The sequence below is a fragment of the Rhizobium sp. AAP43 genome (genome assembly GCF_001296045.1).
Taxonomy (GTDB): Bacteria; Pseudomonadota; Alphaproteobacteria; order Rhizobiales; family Rhizobiaceae; genus Allorhizobium.
Genome location: NZ_LJHS01000034.1, coordinates 45,977 through 62,976 on the forward strand (window position 1 = coordinate 45,977; position 17,000 = coordinate 62,976).

At 58.5% G+C, this 17,000-nt stretch carries 12 protein-coding genes; 2 read left to right on the top strand and 10 right to left on the bottom strand.

The window, feature by feature from the left end:
• Positions 1 to 3: 3 nt before the first annotated feature.
• From IP76_RS16975 to IP76_RS16985, 3 genes are all read right to left on the bottom strand, one after another.
• A complete protein-coding gene (locus IP76_RS16975) occupies positions 4 to 1,074 on the bottom strand; it encodes a siderophore-interacting protein (protein WP_054159426.1) in 1,071 nt (356 codons plus the stop codon).
• The gene (locus IP76_RS22890; RefSeq protein ID WP_197278372.1) at positions 1,061 to 2,137 is read right to left on the bottom strand and encodes a GNAT family N-acetyltransferase; all 1,077 of its coding nucleotides are present in this window, start codon (positions 2,135 to 2,137) and stop codon (positions 1,061 to 1,063) included. The genes IP76_RS16975 and IP76_RS22890 overlap by 14 nt, the downstream gene beginning before the upstream one ends.
• A gap of 181 nt (positions 2,138 to 2,318) precedes the next feature.
• On the bottom strand, positions 2,319 to 4,511 hold the full coding sequence (locus tag IP76_RS16985; protein ID WP_082352588.1) for a TonB-dependent receptor: 2,193 nt from the start codon (positions 4,509 to 4,511) through the stop codon (positions 2,319 to 2,321).
• 235 nt (positions 4,512 to 4,746) lie between these two features.
• On the opposite strand from IP76_RS16985, the gene IP76_RS16990 reads away from it, so the two are divergent.
• Positions 4,747 to 5,679 carry an AraC family transcriptional regulator gene (locus tag IP76_RS16990; RefSeq protein WP_245281488.1) on the top strand — a complete coding sequence of 311 codons (933 nt, stop codon included), beginning with the start codon at positions 4,747 to 4,749 and terminating at the stop codon, positions 5,677 to 5,679.
• 57 nt (positions 5,680 to 5,736) lie between these two features.
• Here IP76_RS16990 and IP76_RS16995 read toward each other — a convergent pair whose 3' ends face one another.
• The 7 genes from IP76_RS16995 to IP76_RS17025 are packed head-to-tail and all read right to left on the bottom strand — an operon-like array spanning position 5,737 to position 15,349.
• A complete protein-coding gene (locus tag IP76_RS16995; RefSeq protein ID WP_054159429.1) occupies positions 5,737 to 7,542 on the bottom strand; it encodes an IucA/IucC family siderophore biosynthesis protein in 1,806 nt (601 codons plus the stop codon).
• Positions 7,529 to 8,896, bottom strand: coding sequence for a SidA/IucD/PvdA family monooxygenase (locus IP76_RS17000; protein WP_054159430.1), 1,368 nt, complete (start codon positions 8,894 to 8,896; stop codon positions 7,529 to 7,531). Before IP76_RS17000 ends, IP76_RS16995 begins: the two co-directional genes overlap by 14 nt.
• A 3-nt stretch (positions 8,897 to 8,899) precedes the next feature.
• Positions 8,900 to 9,490, bottom strand: a complete 591-nt coding sequence (locus IP76_RS17005) for a GNAT family N-acetyltransferase (protein ID WP_054159431.1) — start codon at positions 9,488 to 9,490, stop codon at positions 8,900 to 8,902.
• Positions 9,483 to 11,240 (bottom strand): IucA/IucC family siderophore biosynthesis protein, encoded by a 1,758-nt coding sequence (locus IP76_RS17010; RefSeq protein WP_054159432.1) that lies wholly within the window; start codon positions 11,238 to 11,240, stop codon positions 9,483 to 9,485. The genes IP76_RS17005 and IP76_RS17010 overlap by 8 nt, the downstream gene beginning before the upstream one ends.
• Complete coding sequence (locus IP76_RS17015; protein WP_054159433.1) at positions 11,227 to 12,717, bottom strand: aspartate aminotransferase family protein; 1,491 nt, start codon at positions 12,715 to 12,717, stop codon at positions 11,227 to 11,229. Before IP76_RS17015 ends, IP76_RS17010 begins: the two co-directional genes overlap by 14 nt.
• Positions 12,714 to 14,069, bottom strand: coding sequence for a diaminobutyrate--2-oxoglutarate transaminase (locus tag IP76_RS17020; protein WP_054159434.1), 1,356 nt, complete (start codon positions 14,067 to 14,069; stop codon positions 12,714 to 12,716). The genes IP76_RS17015 and IP76_RS17020 overlap by 4 nt, the downstream gene beginning before the upstream one ends.
• Positions 14,070 to 14,095: 26 nt before the next feature.
• Positions 14,096 to 15,349, bottom strand: a complete 1,254-nt coding sequence (locus IP76_RS17025) for a RhtX/FptX family siderophore transporter (RefSeq protein ID WP_245281490.1) — start codon at positions 15,347 to 15,349, stop codon at positions 14,096 to 14,098.
• A gap of 971 nt (positions 15,350 to 16,320) precedes the next feature.
• Between IP76_RS17025 and IP76_RS23540 the strand changes: the two genes are divergently transcribed.
• On the top strand, positions 16,321 to 16,728 hold the full coding sequence (locus IP76_RS23540) for a hypothetical protein (protein WP_245281489.1): 408 nt from the start codon (positions 16,321 to 16,323) through the stop codon (positions 16,726 to 16,728).
• The last annotated feature ends 272 nt before the right edge of the window (positions 16,729 to 17,000 follow it).

A 17,000-nucleotide genomic window follows, 5' to 3' on the forward strand; every position in this document is an offset into this window, starting at 1 on the left:
TTTTCACCAGAAACCTGCGCAGAGATAACGTCGCGAAGAGTGGTGCAAAACGTCGCGCAAGTATTGGCGAAATTGTCGGCTTGCCTCAGCTTTCGCGGCGAACAGGATAAAGCGCTCAGGATCGTCTGGACCGATGTTGAGCGCGAGGACTTGGCTGAGCAAAAGATCCGATGGATCATCACCAGTCTCGTCTCGTTCTAGCCAGCGAATTCGACAGTCCGCTCGACTTGGCAGCCATTGCCTGTCCGCCATGCCTTGGATTTCGATGATACAGTCGGCACGTGATTCCGCCGGCATGGTTTCCAGCAGACGTGCGATCATCGGTAGTGCCGTTTCGTCTCCAGCCAGAACATAGTGGCGAGCTGGCGGAAGCGAACGCCCGCCCGGCCCGAACATTCCAACCCGCATTCCGACCTCCGCGATCGCTGCAAACCCCGCACCGGGGGCATCGGTATACGGGCTTCGACAGTGGTGAAGCACGAAATCGATATCAAGGGTGCCTGCTGCGACATCCAGACGACGAATTGTGTAAGTTCGAACAAAGGGCGCTTCCTGCAAATCTCTCCAGATGGGCTTCCCCTGCACAACCGTGTCCGGGTCCGGGAGGAGTGCGTTCGACACTCTCGGAAGGAACAGCTGTACATGCAATCCCTGCGCAAAGGGCTGCAGTTCCTCCCCCCGAAAGGTAAGGCGGCGAATGTTCGACGAAAGATCGACTACTCCAGTCACCGTGACCATGCGAAAGCAACGCGCGTGCTTTGCAGCCACGGCATTCCCCCGCCAGGAAATTTCCGCCAATTGCTCCTGCGAAAATTCCTGCATATGCGTGGCGACCAATTCCATGGCACGGCCCACGGTCAGCGTGTCGATCGCCCTGATCGATACATCGATTGTGGATGGGCGGAGGTTTAGGACGAGTTCTCCCTCAGGTGTCAGCGCACGGATGGTCCCATCCTTTCTCGTCAACTCCAGGTGCTCGTCGAGATGCTCTGCAAGCGCTTCGAATACGAACACGGCTTCCTGTAGCGGCACCGAGGCGGAGGCACGCCATGGAAAATGCTCAGAGGTTTCCACGTTTGCCGTCCTCTTCCCGAGGCTGCCAGAGGCGGTTGGCGAAATAGTGTTGGCGGTCCAAATGGACGATCGCCGCTTGCTTGCCTGGAAAATTCACGGTCGAGGCATGAGTGAATCCTGAACGAAGGAGATTGCGGAGTTGCTGGTGATGGTCCGCCTGAGGTTCGCCAACAAGACGATTGGTGCGCGGGTCGGAAAGAAACATCAGATGCAGGATGGATGTCATCCATGCCGTGAGCCACGCTTTGCCGCGATAGGCGTCCTCACCAATCAACACATGGAATCCACGGTCGTAATCATCCGCGGCATAGTAGCGCCCGATCAGATCTTCTTTGGCCCAATAGATCTCGAAATAGCCGAAAGCCACCCCTTCGAAGCGGCAAATTAGCGGGATCATGTGCGGATCGGCAATCACGCGCCGAAGATAGGCGAACTGGTGCTCGAACCTACCGTCTTCCTTCCAAAACTCAGCGACTCTAGGATCATTCATCCAACGATGCAAGGTCTGGGTATCGCGCGTGGTTGCCACGTCGAACGTAAGACAGCCGCCGAGCCATGGGATGAACCGGGAATAGATCCGCGCCTGAGGTTTCGGCGGGCGGACCGGATGGCTGACCCCGTCGGTCGACGTCATGCGTATGGGGTAAACAGACTGCGGCCCCATCCAAAGCTCGGAGCGCTGGAACAGCCCCTCGGAAGAGATCACCGGTTCAGACGCGTGAGCGACGACGCCAAGGTCAACCAGCGCCGCCATCTGCGAGGTCCAGCCATCGCCATGAAGGACAAGGCGGCTTGTCGGTGGCAGGGTAGACAATAAGGTCTCGAAAACCGCAAGCGCCATTTGCAAGCCGGGTCTGCCATCCGGCAATGGCCGACGTGCAGTTAGCGAGTGTATCGGCCCTTCGCCAACGTCCATCGTAGCCGCATGACTATCGGCCGCGACGACGAGAAGCTGCTCCGATATCCGCCGAACCGTCACCGGGCCGGAAGACGACACAGCAAAACACCGAAAATGTTTGTTGATGAAAGCAATGGATGCCGAGGCCTCGGCCAATCTCCCCATTTTGGTAGTCCTCCAGGCTGTCCGGTCAGATCTTAAGCATTTCCACTGAATTCCAGATCCGATTTCACGTCCGGAAAATGCGTTAAAACAGGAAGTTGGTGCATCGGCGGCTAACCGGTGTTCGCCGGTAATCCTCCAAGACGTGCGGACGTCCGGGCAAACCTGCCCGGACGTCGCCTGTTCAGAATGTCTTTGTGATGGACAGTGCCAGCGTGCGACCGCGACCCTGATAATCAAAGACCGCTTCATCCGCGAGCGCGCCGTAGAGAGCCTTGGCGCGGGAACCCCAGATCGTCGTATATTGGGTGTCGAAGACGTTCTGGATACCGAAATTAACGGTCGTCGCCTGATCGGCAAATGTGTAGCTGCCGCCGAAGTTGAAAAGTGTGTAGCCTTCAATTTCGTGGCCATCGTTGTCTTCGAGGCTGAAGACGTGCTGTCCGGCAAACTTCAAGCGCCAGACATCATTCGTCCAGCCGACATGGCCTCCAAGCGACGAGACACTCGCCGTTCCAACGGTTTCGTTGACCCAGTCATTGCCATCCTTGACCTCGGAACGAATCCATTGGCCATTGGCGCCGACATCGAAACCGTTGTCGAATTTCACTCCTGCTGAAGCTTCAACCCCATACACCTGACGTGGCGCGTCGGTCAGGCTGATTGTCATGGCGGTACGGTTCAGGGTGATCGATTTGTCAGACCGTGAATAGAAGCCGGCGATGTCAAAATTGTAGGTGCCGTCATCCAGGCGATAGCCCAACTCGAATGAGTCCGTCTTGATCTCCTGCAGCGGAGAGTCTTCGACATTTACGCTCGAAAGAAGGGAATAGTATCCACTGGCGAGGCTATAATTGCCAACGCCATAATATTTTCCGGGGTCAGGGAGATCGAAACCTTGGCTGAAATTGCCGTAAATCTGGCTTGTCTCATTTAACTCATAGGACGCTCCGGCATTGAACAGAAACGCCGCATAATCAACTTCACCGCCGGGAATTGTATCGGCACCCGTCGCTGTCCCGTTAAGAATTGCAATCTGCTGCGCCGCTCCAATGAAATCGGAGACCTCAGTTTGGACGAACTGGTAACGTGTACCGCCACTCAGGGTTAGCCGATCGGTTGCCTCATAGCTTACTTGGGCGAAGCCAGCGACAGTGCTTACATCGATGTCCGGATAGAGACCCGTTTCGCCGATCACGTCGAACGTCATGCCTCCGGTCGCAGCAGCGGTGGCAAGATCGAAAATCGACTGCGTTGCCGAGAAGGAATCGTGGTCTGCATCGACCCCATAGGTCACCGTCAGCCCATCCAGCGGCTCCGCGATCATGGCTGCCTTGACGGCGAAGTAATCGGTGTCCTGCTGACTGGCACCAAAATACAGACTGGGGCTGGTCCCCGGGAAGGGATTGAATGTGATGGCCTCACTCCGATAGGCAGCCTGTAGCAGCAATTCTTGCTCCAGAAAGTCATCATCGGTATAGGTCAAATTGATCATTCGCCGCGTTGTTCTAGGATCAACATCGGAAGAATAACCGTCACGGGTCTCGAACTGGCTCGGGTCGAAAAGCGCCGCGAAGTTGACACCGTAAAACAGCCCATAATCCGACTGCTGCTGACTGTCGAAATACTGCGTGCCGATCTCCAGTCGGCGGGTATCGTCGATCTGGATGCCGACAGACCCCATGATGTCGATTCGCTCATTGAACGCCATCGACGTCTGGGTGATGTCCGGGATCACCATCGTACCGGAACCGTCGTAGAAGGCACCATTGCGCGTACCGGATACGGACAGGCGAGCGTCGAAGTTTTCCGCCTTGTAGGTCACGGCCCCGGCAGCGTTGCGATCAAAATCGGAGCTTCCGGCAAATCCGCTTGCGACTCCGCCCTGCACTTCGCCATGCAGGCCATCCTCCGCATCGCTGCCCTTCTTGGTGATGATGTTGATCACACCACCGGTCGCATTGCCGCCGTGAATCGAGGTCGCGCCGGACAAAACCTCCACGCGTGCGATGTTGAATGGATCGATCGAGTCGAATTGCCGGCTGAGACCCCGCGCGGAATTCATGGAGACCCCGTCAATCAGGACGAGCGCGGTCCGCCCGCGAAGGTTCTGACTATAGCTGGTCCGCGCGCCTTGGCTCCCGGGATCAAAGCTCGGGATCTCCTCACCGAGAATTTCTTGCAGGGATAGCCCCATGCGGGCCTGGCGGGCAATCACGTCGCCCTCAACGACCCGTATTGTGTGTGCGGTCTGTGACACCTGCTGCGGCTTACGGCTGCCAGTTACAACAATCTCCTGCAGCACCGTGCCTTCACCGCTCGCCGCAGTTGGCGGCGATTGCCCGTCCTGTCCCCAAACCTGGCCGGAAAACGCCATCACAATAGCCGTGCTGGCAAACGCCAACGCTTTGGTTTCCTTCAAACTCTTCTGCATCATGTCCCCACGCCACACCGACGTATAGTTGCATTTCCATGCAAGTCGGCTTAAACATAACTAATTTTATCATGTTTAAAGCGGCGCCAGTCCGACATCTTGGATTCCAGCGAACGTCATTAGTCCGAAAGCGAACTTCAGTCCGAAAGGGACCATTGCCTTGGAAATCGTTAGAGTGATGAAGTTGGGAAGTGCGACCCAACCGGACCAGCAAGCGCGCCTGATGTGCCAGGGCATCCTAAAGGATATGCTCGGCGACCTTGAAATCTCGCTTGGCATGAGCGACTTGTCCGGCCTAACTGGCCTCTACTGGAATTATCAGCACCTTTCCCTTGCGACCCTGTATTTTCCGGCGGTACCATTGATCTTGGAGGCGACCAATGGTGCACTGGATGATGTCGTCATCGTGCGACCGGTGGAAAGCCCGCTGGAGGTCGCCTGTGGCACCGGCAACTTCACGGTGCGGCCCGGAGATGTCGCCTTTATCAGCGCCGGCCAAGACGTACAATTCCAGCTGGAAGCTGGCGGTCGTCTGGACTTCGCCCATTTGCCGGCGCACGCTCTGGCGCGTCAGCGTGATCATCTCGCCGTGCTGATCGGCAGGACTGTATCTGCCGAATGCCTGCCATTGCAGCTCCTGTGCAGCTATGCTGGTTATCTGCTCCGTCACGAATATCAAACGGATATGGAAGCCCAGATGATGATTGGCCATTTCTATGCGCTGATCCCCGTTCTGGCCCAGAACCTTGGCAAGGCCGCCCCGACCAATCGACCGCATCTTCGCATCGATGGCGTGAAAGCGGAAATCGACCGTCGCCTTTCGGACAGCATGCTCACGGTTGGCAGCATCGCGGCCTATGAGGGTGTGACGCCACGCGCTGTGCAAAAGCTGTTCCACCGCGAGGGAACGACCTTTTCGAAATATCTCCTCGAGCAGAGGCTGGCGCTTGCCATGGCACAACTGCTCTCGTCTCCGCCTGACGCACGCATCAGCGACATCGCCTACGGCGTCGGCTTTAATGACCTGTCCTATTTCAACCGGACTTTCCGACGGCGCTACGGTACGCGGCCGACAGAGGTGCGCCAATTCGGCACCTCGCCGGCCGCGTGAAGTCATGTGTTCAAATTGCCCCCGCCTGGCCCGGCGGGCTGCGAAGGCCAGAAACCATCAGGCCGCATGGTCCCGCAGGTTCAGCGCAGTGAGCGGATTGGCGACCATGCCCTGAAAATCCGGAACGGGACGTTCATCGTCGTCGGCATAGCCATGGGTGAACAGCCGCACACGGTTCAGGCACAGGCGCGGATATTCGTCTACGAAGAGGTCGAAGATCGCAAAGCGCTCGGCAAGATCCGGAAAGGCTCTTTGATAACGCAGGACGCTGTTGTTGGCGGCCGCCCAGAACGCCGCCTCTCCAAATCCTGCACGCTGGTCGAGCAACACCGACATGTAGCGGAAAACGCAGACGAAAAGCGTGGTCTGGATCCCGTGGATCAGAACTTCGGGTGGTAGATGAAGCAGGACTTCGGCAGGCCCCTCCGGGATGCCCGCGCTCTCGGGAAACGCGCGGTCGCAGACCATGACATCGTCGATGAAATCCCGCAGCGCCAGCCGCTCCGGCATGCCATTTTTCAGAATCACCGTGGCGTTCTGCCCGTGCGCGGAGAAATAGAGACCGTGCTTAACGAGCAGATGATAGACAGGGACTAGGACAACATCAAAGAACCGTTCCATCCAGACCGAGAGCGGCACGCCCGCCGTCTTCGCAAGTGCGACCGCAACAGGCTGGCCGTCGGATCCGGCATGCGCAAAGGCTGCGAGCGGCATCCCGGTCTCACCTGCTGCGAGGTGATCCGACAGGCTATCGCGCCACAAGCAGCCGAGCATCTCGTTGAACTGGTAAGGCGCGCCAGGCACTGTCGAATAGAGAGGATGGACATAATGCATGCCAGCACGCTCCCCAAGCAGTGCCAACTTGCACGTTGCCGACAGGAAGGCATCCCGCTGCACAAGCTGGTCGAGGAATGTCGTCAGAGGCGCAGCCGTCAGGGCACGCTTGCCCGGGATGCCACGATAAACAGCGGTGTTGAGGATATTCATGCAAAGCTTCAGCGTGGATTTCGCTGGATCGCTGACATTTGAAACGGTGCGCACCGATTGCTGGGCTAGGTAGAGATCCTCACCTTCGCCGAGATAGACGATATGGCCCTCTGCAATATCACCGGCAAAGTTCGGGATGATCGCCTGATCCCACTGCCAGGGATGAACCGGCATCAGAAGATGGCTTTCGAGAGAACCGCCCCGATTGTGCAGTGTTGCGAGAAAAGCTGCGAACCTCTCCTCACCCACGGCCTCCCGCACCAGTCCTTCATTGGACAGCCCCTCCTCGCCAACGAACCGCGCGCGGACCCGGCTGACGGCAAGCCATGCCACCCGGAAGGGGGTCCGGTTTTCCGGTGTGTAATGCGCGTAGTCGCGGTAACCAAGGCCGATACGGCCCTTGCTGACAGTAACCCAGGGATGGCCAGTAAGCTCACCGTCCATCCGGACATCATCGAGAAGGGCCAGCTCAGCGCCAGTCTTGGTCGCGGTCGCAAGACTATGGGCATCGGCGGTCAGGGTATTGCCGAGTTCACGAAGGAAATGGGCCGTGGTCATTGGCTTGACGCCGAGATGGGGAAGTACCTCCGCCACGAATGCCATCGCATCGTGGATTGGCCCGTCGACACCATTGGCAGTCCTCACAACACTATCAGGCTCCACCACGAGGTTGTCAAAGACGTACCGCTTTGCACGAAAGCGATATCGGAAGGGGCCGACCTCTACGGCATAGGACCCCGGCTGTTCGCTGATCACCTCGAACACCCGTTCATAAGCGAACTCTTCGATCACCTTGGCCAGAAGGCGGCGTGACGCTTCGTGCCAGATGGCCTTGTTGAAGGCCTGCGGCACATTGGTTTCGTTAAACACCTGCATAGCGTTCTCCTTCGTGAGTGGAGCGTTTGGGGTTACCCGGGAGGCCGAAGCTCTGGAATGCGGACGGATGGTCCACCTGGTAATGGGTATGCCCGAGAAGCTGGTTGAGAATGATGGCGTTGCGATATGCGCCGAGCCCGAGATCCGGGGAGCCGACACCATGCTGATGCGTTTCGGCATTCTGCACGAAGACCCTGTTGGCGGCAGGATGCGTAGCAACCGTGGTCGCCCGGAAAGTTTCGTCAACGATGAAATCGCCGTTGTCATCCACCGCGAGTACTTCTCCCTTCAGGCTTTCAAGCCAACTCGGCCAGACATGACGATAACCGGTTGCAGCAATCACCGCGTCGGCCTCGACTGTCGTTTGCTCGTCGAGATGCAGATGGCGGATATCGAGAACGAAGCCGCCCGCAGTTCCTGGCGCCGCTGCCTCAAGGGAGGTAACCTCGCAGTTGGAATAGAGCGAAAGCCCTGGATCCTGCCCTCCGACGCTGCGTTCGTAGAGAAGATCAAAGATCTCAGCGATCGTAGCAAAGCTGATGCCCTTGTAGAGAAGCCCCTGCCCTGCGACGACCTCACGGCGTTTATCGACAGCCAAGCGGTGGAACTGGCGCATGTAATCCGGCGTAAAGTATTCCAGTCCAAGTTTGGAATATTCCATCGGGAAGAAGCCAGCCGATCGGGTGATCCAGCGCAGGGAATACCCCGCTGCAATCTTCTCCGGCGTGAGATCGGCATAGAGCGAAAGAACGCATTCGGCCGCACTCTGCCCCGAGCCGACAACGGTGATCGTGCGGCATTTGCCGAGTTCATCGCGCCGTAAGCCAAACGAACTCGAATGTATCAGCCGAGACCCCGGCCGAGCACGTGCCCATTGCGGGAGCACTGGGACTGTGCCGACACCCACGGCGATATTGCGGGCCGTAGCCTGATGGGCCTGCGCCCCCCGGTGGCTGGCGATGACGAAGTGATGAGCATCCCGATCAAAGCTAAGACCGGTCACCTCTTCATCGAAGACGCAACTTGCGAGCCGTTCCGAGGCCCACCGGCAATAGTGGTCGTACTCCTCGCGCGGAATAAAAAAGTTTTCGTAGAAGTAGAATTTGTAGAGCCGCTTCTGGTCCCGAAGATAACTTAGGAAGCCAAGTGGATGCGCGGGATCGACCATGGTGACAAGGTCGGCAAGGAAGGGCACCTGCAGGGTCGTGCCAGGCAGAATCATGCCCTCATGCCAGCGAAAACTGCTCTTTTTTTCGAAGAAGCGGCAATCGATTGTGGCGTGGGAAGAGGCAAGTGCAGCCAGCCCCAGATTGAAGGGGCCGATGCCTATACCGGCGAGATCAAGGGTTTGCATGGATCAGATCCCAAATCGTTGAAGAAAGGTTTCGCGGTGGCAGAACATCAGTTTTGCCCGTTTGTCGGGGAGTTCGATCTCACCCTGTTCCTCGAATGCGCACTCTGGCGCGTAGCGCAGGAGACGTCGGGCCGAGACGGCCGGCTCACCGACAACCTTTGCGGTTTGCGGATCATCCAGAAACAGGAACCGCGTGAAGGCTCGGATGACCGCCGGAGCAAAGCCGCGACCGAAAAAGGAGGGGTCACCGACAAGCATGTGCCAGCCACGATCCTTTTCGAGGGCCGGATAATGCTGGCCGAGAATATCCTCTTTCGCCCAGTAAGCCTCCCAATAGCTCATTGGAACGCCATCGATGAAACCGATATACGGATCCTGATGCGGATCTTCGAGATTGCGCTCGATATAGTCCGCAATCAGCTCGATCGGCTTGGCCATCTTCCACTGCGGCACGACGTGCGGCTGGTTCATCCACCGCCAGAGCAGTTCCGTATCGCTCTCCTTGTCCAGCAGCCTAAATGCCACAGTCGCCCCGATTTCCGGATCGAAACGGCAGTAGGCGAAATCCGCTTTGTCTCCGATCCGGTCAAGCATGGGCGCGCTCCACATCGGCGAGAGTGATCGGATTGACGATGTCGAGGTAGACGGACTGGGTCTCGACCGGACCGACAAGCTCGTCCATTCTTGCCAGCCGGGTTCGCAGATTGGCCTTGCAACTGAGGATGGGATGAAGGGCCTTGCGCACGAAACGGGACTGGCCGCCGATTTTACGCTCCAGAGAGAGCAGCTCGTCACGCAACGCCGCCAGCAATCGCTCCTCGGAAATCAGCCCTTCGCGACCAATTGCTCCGACCATACCGAGCATAGAGTTGATGTAGCTGTAATAGATAACACGCTCGTCGACCGGCAGCTCGTCATAGACCGATTGGCTGGCTTCACCGAGGCCCGGCAGGATCGCAGTCAACGCATCATGGCTTCGGCTATGGTGGAAGAAGCCCTGATTATCGCGATAGAAACTGCCCACCGGATATCCGTTGCGGATTTCCAGAAGAACATTTTGCTGATGGGCTTCAAGCGCTATGCCATGGGTCAGATAGAGCGCCACCACCGGACGGGTGAAGACGCCAAGGAACGCATGGAACCAGTCTAGTGCGACGAGGTCCACACTGCGGTGTTCTGCTGCCGCACGATTGCGGATCAGCGCACCAACGCGGCTTCCACGACCCGGAAGATATTCACACAGGCTGGCGAGTGCCGATACGTTCCGCTCTGCACCCGGCCCGACGAAGGGATTCTCGCGTACCGACACTGAGAGGTCGTCGACTAGCTCTCCGTTTGTGTCCGCGACCGCCATCCAGGCAGGATCAGGGATGAAGGTCAGACCAGGGAAGTTTTCGGAAAATCTCGACCACGCTGGATGTGTGCGGAACCGCGCCATGTCGTCTCCGCGCAAAAGTTCCTTAGGCAGATTGATGCGGACCGAATTGGTAATTCCAATGCCGAGCGACAATTTGAGCATGAATGGCATGTCGGGCCGGTAGAGCGTGCGCACAGAAGACGTTGCAAACCATTCTTTCCCGGCCTCGCCGAGATCAATGACGCCTCCATATGACAGGAGGGGATCAATGCGACCGGATTCGAGAAGATGCGCTGCCTGCCAGGGATGGACGGGGACAAGCGCGAAGTCATCCGACGGCAGTCGAGCCTTCAGATCCGCAAGCTCCGGCCCGAGTGCTTCCCCAATCCAGGCCTGTGCCGCGGGAATACCTTCGGAATGTCCTGTCCGGTAAAGCTCAGGCGCAATGGCAAACCAGTGCAGCGGGAAGCCCGCCCCGAATTCCGGAGAAAAGCGCGCAAGTTGGTCAGCCGTCATGCCGGAGCGGCTCTTCGGGCACGGGTGGATGCCGTGCCCTGCAAGCAGCCCTTGCTCCGCCTCGATAAAGCTCAGCATTTCCGCTCTCAAGCCGTCGAGATCATCAGCACGCGCATCGAGTGCCTCTGCAATCAACGCGCGGCTCGAGAGGGCGCGCTCCAGAATTTCTTCCCGCCCCTCGCGCTGGCTGTCTTCCGGTGCAAGCCGGGTGATGATGATTGGCAAGGCTTCGACGACCGTGATGAGACGAGAGCCCGTCAGGTCCTCCAGCAGGAGCGGCTCCCCGAACACGTGATGGCCCGTGGCGGAATGATGCAGGACCGGCAAAGTGATGCGCCCACCCCTGTCGGGAAAGCGGACGGAGAATGTCGTCGTTTCGTTGAACGACCAATCAGTCAAATCGGCGTATTCGCGAGCAATGCAATTGATCAGCGACCGCAGGGCGAGGATTGCAGCATCATGCTTGTGCATATTGAGCCTCCAGTTCCTTCAGGATGACAGACAGCGCATCCAGCACAGGCCGGACGGCATCAAGGGTGGATGCGGGATTGAGCAGGGTCAGCTTGAAGTGGACCCGGCCATCGAGAACAGTTGTTGCCACAGCGGCAATGCCCCGATGCATAAGCTCGGCACGGGCCAGCATGACCAGGCGATCCTGTCGTTCGCCGTCGCAGTCGAGTTTCGGCCGGAAGAGAACCGTCGAAAGACTGGACATCCTGCTGAGGATCCAGTCGTCGTGCCGGGAGATCTCTTCTGCGATCGCCTGAGTGTTGGCGAGCGTCTGCTCAAGCAGTGTGGAAAGCCCGCTCCTTCCGAGTGACCGCGTCGTCATCAGCACCTTCAGGGCATCGCTGCGGCGTGTGGTCTGGAAAGAGCGCTCAACCAGGTTTGGTACGCCCTTGAAGACTTCCTCTTCGGGATTGAGATAGTCAGCCTTGCTGGCCAGCGGTGCGAAATCTCGCACGTCACGCAGGACGACGGCACTGCAACTGATCGGCTGGAACAGCATTTTATGGAAATCGAGGGTGATCGATCGGGCTTTCTCGATCCCGCTCAGCCGACCACGATAACGAGTGAAAAGAAGCCCGGCCCCATAGGCAGCATCGACATGCAGCCAGATGTCGCGACGCATGGCTATGTCTGAAATCGCGTCGAGCTGATCAATCGCGCCAAGATCGGTAGTCCCGGCGGTTGCGACGATGGTTACGGGTATCATGCCGTTTGCAATCGCCTGGTCGACCGCTCTCTCGAGCGCATCCGGCTCCATCCGACCCTCGTCATCCGTCGGAACGAGCGTGATCGCTCCTCGGGGAAAGCCAAGTATCTCAGCGCTCTTGATGATGCTGAAATGCGCCTGATCCGACGCGAAGATCACGCCCCGCTTTCGGCTCTCCGGCCCCCCTTGTTCCGCCGCGAGGTAAAGGGCCGTCATATTCGACTGGGTGCCACCGCTGGTAAAGCTGCCACCAGCACTCTCTGGCAATCCGCAAAGGGAGGAAAGCCAAGTGCAGACCTTCTCCTCGACCATGGTCGCAAAGGGCGACTGATCCCAGGAGTCCAGGGACTGGTTCGTGGCCGCAACGATCGCTTCGGCGGCCAGAGCACTGATTGAAACCGGGCAGTGCAGATGCGCCATGGTGACGGGAGACCCCACATTCAGGGCATTGGCGACCGCGGGTCGACCAATATCCTCAAGCGCGCGAGTGAGCCCCGTTCCTTCGTCCGGCATGGGATCGATCAGCGAAATATCCTCCGCAAGATCGTCAGCATGCCGTCCGGCATAAGGACCGCTTCTCTGTTGGGCCCCGATCAGTTCGGCAACCGCGAGCAAGGCATCGCGATAACGCGCCAGACTTTGAGGGGCGGATCCGAGGATCTCATGGGCAAGGAGGTCTATGCCCCGGTCGCTTTCGACCGGAGTTTTCACGTTCACGATGTTTCCAGTCATGCCGCCTGGCGCTCCAATCGCGCAAAAGCGGAACCTACAATGTCGGCAACCCGGTCGATTTCAGCATCAGAAATGACCAGTGGCGGAAGGAAGCGCAGCACGCTGCCATCGCGACCACCGGTTTCCAGGATAAGGCCGGATCGGAAGACATCGGCCTGGACCAGTCGGGCGTAGGCGCCCCCATGCGCCGGATGGCCCTGGAGGTTAGGTCGCCCAAAGGGATCGACCAGTTCAACGCCCAGCATCAATCCTTCTCCGCGCACCTCGCCAATATAGGCAGAACCGGCAGCGATGTGCTCGAGATGGGCACGCAACCGGCCACCGGCCTGTGTCGCCCGCTCGACAAGCGCGTCCCGACGCATGACCTCCAGCGTCCTTGATCCGGCCGCCATGGCGAGTTGGTTTCCGCGGAAGGTGCCGGCATGCGCGCCCGGCTGCCAGAGATCGAGCGCCTCATCATAGACGATCACGGCCAAGGGCAGACCGCCTCCGATTGCCTTGGAAATGAGGATGATATCCGGAACGATCCCGGCCTTTTCGAAGGCATAGAACGTACCGGTACGCCCAACGCCCGACTGGATCTCGTCGATGATGAGCGGAATCCCGAGATCACGCGTCACCTTGCGAATGCGGCGTAGCCATGAGGCTGGCGCCGGAATGACACCTCCCTCCCCCTGCACGGCTTCGAGAATGACTGCTGCTGGCAGCGGGATACCGCCCTCCGGGTCGTTCAGCGCCCGCTCGAAATAATCTGCGGCTAGATCCGCCGTTTCTTCCGGACCGCGTCCGAAGGGGCAACGGAAGCTGTAGGGATAGGGAAAGAAGTGGACACCAGGTACAAGATGCCCAAGAGCGGCCTTCGGGCCGAGCGATCCCATGAGCGACAGGGACCCTTGCGACATGCCGTGATAGGCGCCTCGAAAGGCAATCACATTATCACGCCCTGTTGCCGTCTTCGCCAGCTTGATCGCCGCCTCAGTCGCATCCGTGCCACTCGGGGAGCAGAACTGGATGCGGGCCCGTTCCTTCAGGATTGACGGCAGGGTGTCGAAGATATCTGAGACGAACCTGTCCTTTACCGGTGTTGTCAGATCCAGCGTATGCAGCGGCAGGCCCGACAGAAGCACCTGTTGTAAGGCCTCGATCACCTCAGGATGATTATGTCCAAGGGCCAGCGTGCCCGCCCCTGCAAGGCAATCGATATAGCTACGCCCATCGACATCCGTAACGATGCAGCCCTTGGCTGACTGGAGCGCGACCGGGAAGCGCCTTGGATAACTCCGCGCGTTTGACTCGCGCCGGCTCTGGCGCTCCAGATAGTGCTCATTTGTCGAGGCACCTGAAAAAGACATGAAGACCTCCTCTCATCCCGAAACACTCAGGGGGGACAGAGGACACCTTCGTTGGATTGATCCGCCGCCGCAGGAATGCGGCGGAGGAACCAGACCGCAAGCGCAATGCCGATCAGCGAGACCACGGTCGCCGTGACGAAAAGCGCGGAGTAGCCGAGGCGATCAACAAAGTAGCCCGCGATTGAACCGCCTATGAGGTAGATCAAGAGCTCTGCGCAGTTGAGGATCGTGAAGTCGGTACCGGGCTGATCCGAAGAGGAGGAAGCCATAAAGAAGGAATAGATGGCAACGAGTTCCATGTAGCGGATCAGCGTCTGAAAGGCCGATGCGGTCATTGCTGTCTCGACCGCTGGAAGGATACCGAGGGCACTCAATGAAAATCCGATGAAGCAGAGCGTGCGCAGGCTGCCGAGCAGGACAAGCGTCGCCGGAAGACCGAAGCGACGAATGACTGCGGCGGCAATCGCAGCCCCGGCAAGGCCGGCCGTGGCGGCTGCCGAGCCGGTGAGATAGCCAATCCAGTCTGTCTGAACCTTGAGATCGACGAGATAGGTCCCTTCCATCCCCTTAACGAGGCCTTCGCTGGCGCGATAGGTAAGGGCAAAGCCAAGCAAAAGCCATGCCTGCGGGCGGCGGAAGAAAGCGGTGATGCTCGGTCGTGGGCGCGCGTCCTTCGGTTCCGCGTCCGGCTCTTCGCGCATCCAGGCGGCGGCGGCGAGCGGCGCAAGCGAAATGACTGCAATGGTCAGCATGGTCGCTTGCCAGCCGATATGGTGGTAGAGAACCAGCGAAACGGTGCCCCCAATGATCACCCCAAGGGCGATGGCGCCGGCCTGTATGGCATTGCCAATCGCTCTGTCTTCTGAGCGAAGAGTACGGATTGCGTATCCGTCAGTTGCAATGTCTTGGAGGGAAAACAGAACGACGACGATGGCGCAGATGACAAACAACACTGCCGTGTCGGTCGGCCCCACGAGTGAAAGAATGGCAATCCCGAGACTGACGGCAGCCTGCATCACGATGATCCAGCAGCGGCGATGGCCAAGCGCCGGCAAGAGAGCATGACGGTCGATGAAGGGGGCAACGGCGAACTTGAACAGCATTGGCAGCATCAACAACATGAAAAGGCCAATTGCAGTCCGAGACGCGCCGGCCTCACGCATGATCGGCGGCAACGCCACCAGCAGCAGATAGTTAGGGATGCCCTGGCCGAGGTAGAGCGCGGCCAGCACCGCAAACAGCCGTCGCTGGCGCCGGGCCGCGCGACCAGCATCGCCCATGTCGTCGCCCAGCTCTGCATGGATTGCCATCGTTCGACCTCGAAAAAACATGATAGAATAGGTCATGTTTATGCTGGGTGGTCACAGTTGGCTAGGGCCGATACGAACACGGATTGGACCACGGCGAACTCCGAAGACAAAAATACAATCAAGCAGCGTGCCATATTGACCGGTGACATTGACGACTTCGTCGTATGTCCCGGATCAACACCCATGAGAGGCGCTGGTGCACGGATCCTTTATCGATGATGGAATAACCGGGGCTTGTCGCAAACCTTTCGATAGGCTGAGACTAACCCGCGAGCGGTTTTGTGACGTGCACCCAGAATTTGGACCAGCGGGAGCTGAAATTTTCCGGGGTCCATCGCATAACGCCAAAACCCATGACGGGCGGCCGACGACATTCAATAGTTGCATAATCCAGGCAAGGTGGCGAGAAGCGAATGAGTGCGAATGGACCGAACGACGATTGGCCAAGCGCTGTCATCGCCTTCCTGGAGGAAAGTCTGCCGGTGGCCAGTCGATCTCCGCTTACATGATCCGATGATAGCATGACAGCCTTTCAGAACGGGTGCAATGCGTTGGTGGCGTTGGGACAGGCGGAGCGCATTGGGTCAGGCGCGCTGGCGAAGGACTGCCCAAAACACCCCGGAATTCTGCCGCACTGAGATGACTTATGCTTGACGGTCCTGGGCCTGGCGAATGTAAAGCTCTTGTGAGTAGGGCGTGCGCCACCCGGGATAACTACCGGTTTGGACAGCCACAGATGCGAATATGGCTGCCTACAAGACAGCGGATGCGGCACTGGCTAGCACCACTATTTTACCGCTGCTCGATAGCCTCGGTCTTACGGAGAATGGGCAATGGACACAGGCTTCAGAGACGATCCACTGGCGATATGCGGACGGTTGGAAGCCTTCACGCCTCCAAGACGTTCGCTTTAGGGAAGCGTCAAAATTGCCTACGAGACGATGCGTGATGACATCAAGGACGAAACGGACCGCCTCGCGACGATCGCTGACGATGATGTCGAAAAGAGTGTGGTGCGTATCCGCAAGGTCAGAGAAATGAACTATACCAACGCCAAGCGACGTGGCCGGGACGTCGCGCCTCCCGAAATTCTCCCGCCGGACATTGAACGGGCGCGCGCACGTACTAGCGTCGAGCAAAGCCGGTCGGGCGAACTCGACGGGCTATTCTATCGACGCTGGCGACTATCCGATGGCTGGCTTTCGGATGAAGAGACTCCACGAGCGCTCGAAATATTCCAAGATCGGCTTGCCCATAATATGAGACGCGCCGTCGTCCGCGAGCGGTACGATGGACTCGTCATGGCTGAACTGGGCTGGAAGCCGCCAGACAAGTCGTCAGCCTCATAACGAACCGCCGGCCGCTGGTAAAGACCTCAACCCGGCGCACTGGCTCCTGGGATTTGAGCGTAAGCTGAAAATCGATTTGGGCCGAGGTTGGCAATCAAGCGCTGATCCGGAAGGTGCGATCAGAACATCGCTTACCGAAATCTCAAGGGGATCAGGTCAACACAAGCAGTGGTATGAACTGGCCGGCTTGCGGCGGCGCCGATTTGCATACCGCATAAACGCAAAAACCGCCCCCATTGGATGGAGGCGGTTTTGCGTATTTATGTTTGGAT

Bases quoted from the DNA above. Each gene is read 5' to 3' on its own strand.
- IP76_RS22890 (WP_197278372.1), bottom strand. From the start codon at position 2,137: ATGGGGAGATTGGCCGAGGCCTCGGCATCCATTGCTTTCATCAACAAA.
- IP76_RS16985 (WP_082352588.1), bottom strand. From the start codon at position 4,511: ATGGCGTTTTCCGGCCAGGTTTGGGGACAGGACGGGCAATCGCCGCCA.
- IP76_RS16990 (WP_245281488.1), top strand. From the start codon at position 4,747: ATGAAGTTGGGAAGTGCGACCCAACCGGACCAGCAAGCGCGCCTGATG.
- IP76_RS16995 (WP_054159429.1), bottom strand. From the start codon at position 7,542: ATGCAGGTGTTTAACGAAACCAATGTGCCGCAGGCCTTCAACAAGGCC.
- IP76_RS17000 (WP_054159430.1), bottom strand. From the start codon at position 8,896: ATGCAAACCCTTGATCTCGCCGGTATAGGCATCGGCCCCTTCAATCTG.
- IP76_RS17005 (WP_054159431.1), bottom strand. From the start codon at position 9,490: ATGCTTGACCGGATCGGAGACAAAGCGGATTTCGCCTACTGCCGTTTC.
- IP76_RS17010 (WP_054159432.1), bottom strand. From the start codon at position 11,240: ATGCACAAGCATGATGCTGCAATCCTCGCCCTGCGGTCGCTGATCAAT.
- IP76_RS17015 (WP_054159433.1), bottom strand. From the start codon at position 12,717: ATGACTGGAAACATCGTGAACGTGAAAACTCCGGTCGAAAGCGACCGG.
- IP76_RS17020 (WP_054159434.1), bottom strand. From the start codon at position 14,069: ATGTCTTTTTCAGGTGCCTCGACAAATGAGCACTATCTGGAGCGCCAG.
- IP76_RS17025 (WP_245281490.1), bottom strand. From the start codon at position 15,349: ATGGGCGATGCTGGTCGCGCGGCCCGGCGCCAGCGACGGCTGTTTGCG.
- IP76_RS23540 (WP_245281489.1), top strand. From the start codon at position 16,321: ATGCGTGATGACATCAAGGACGAAACGGACCGCCTCGCGACGATCGCT.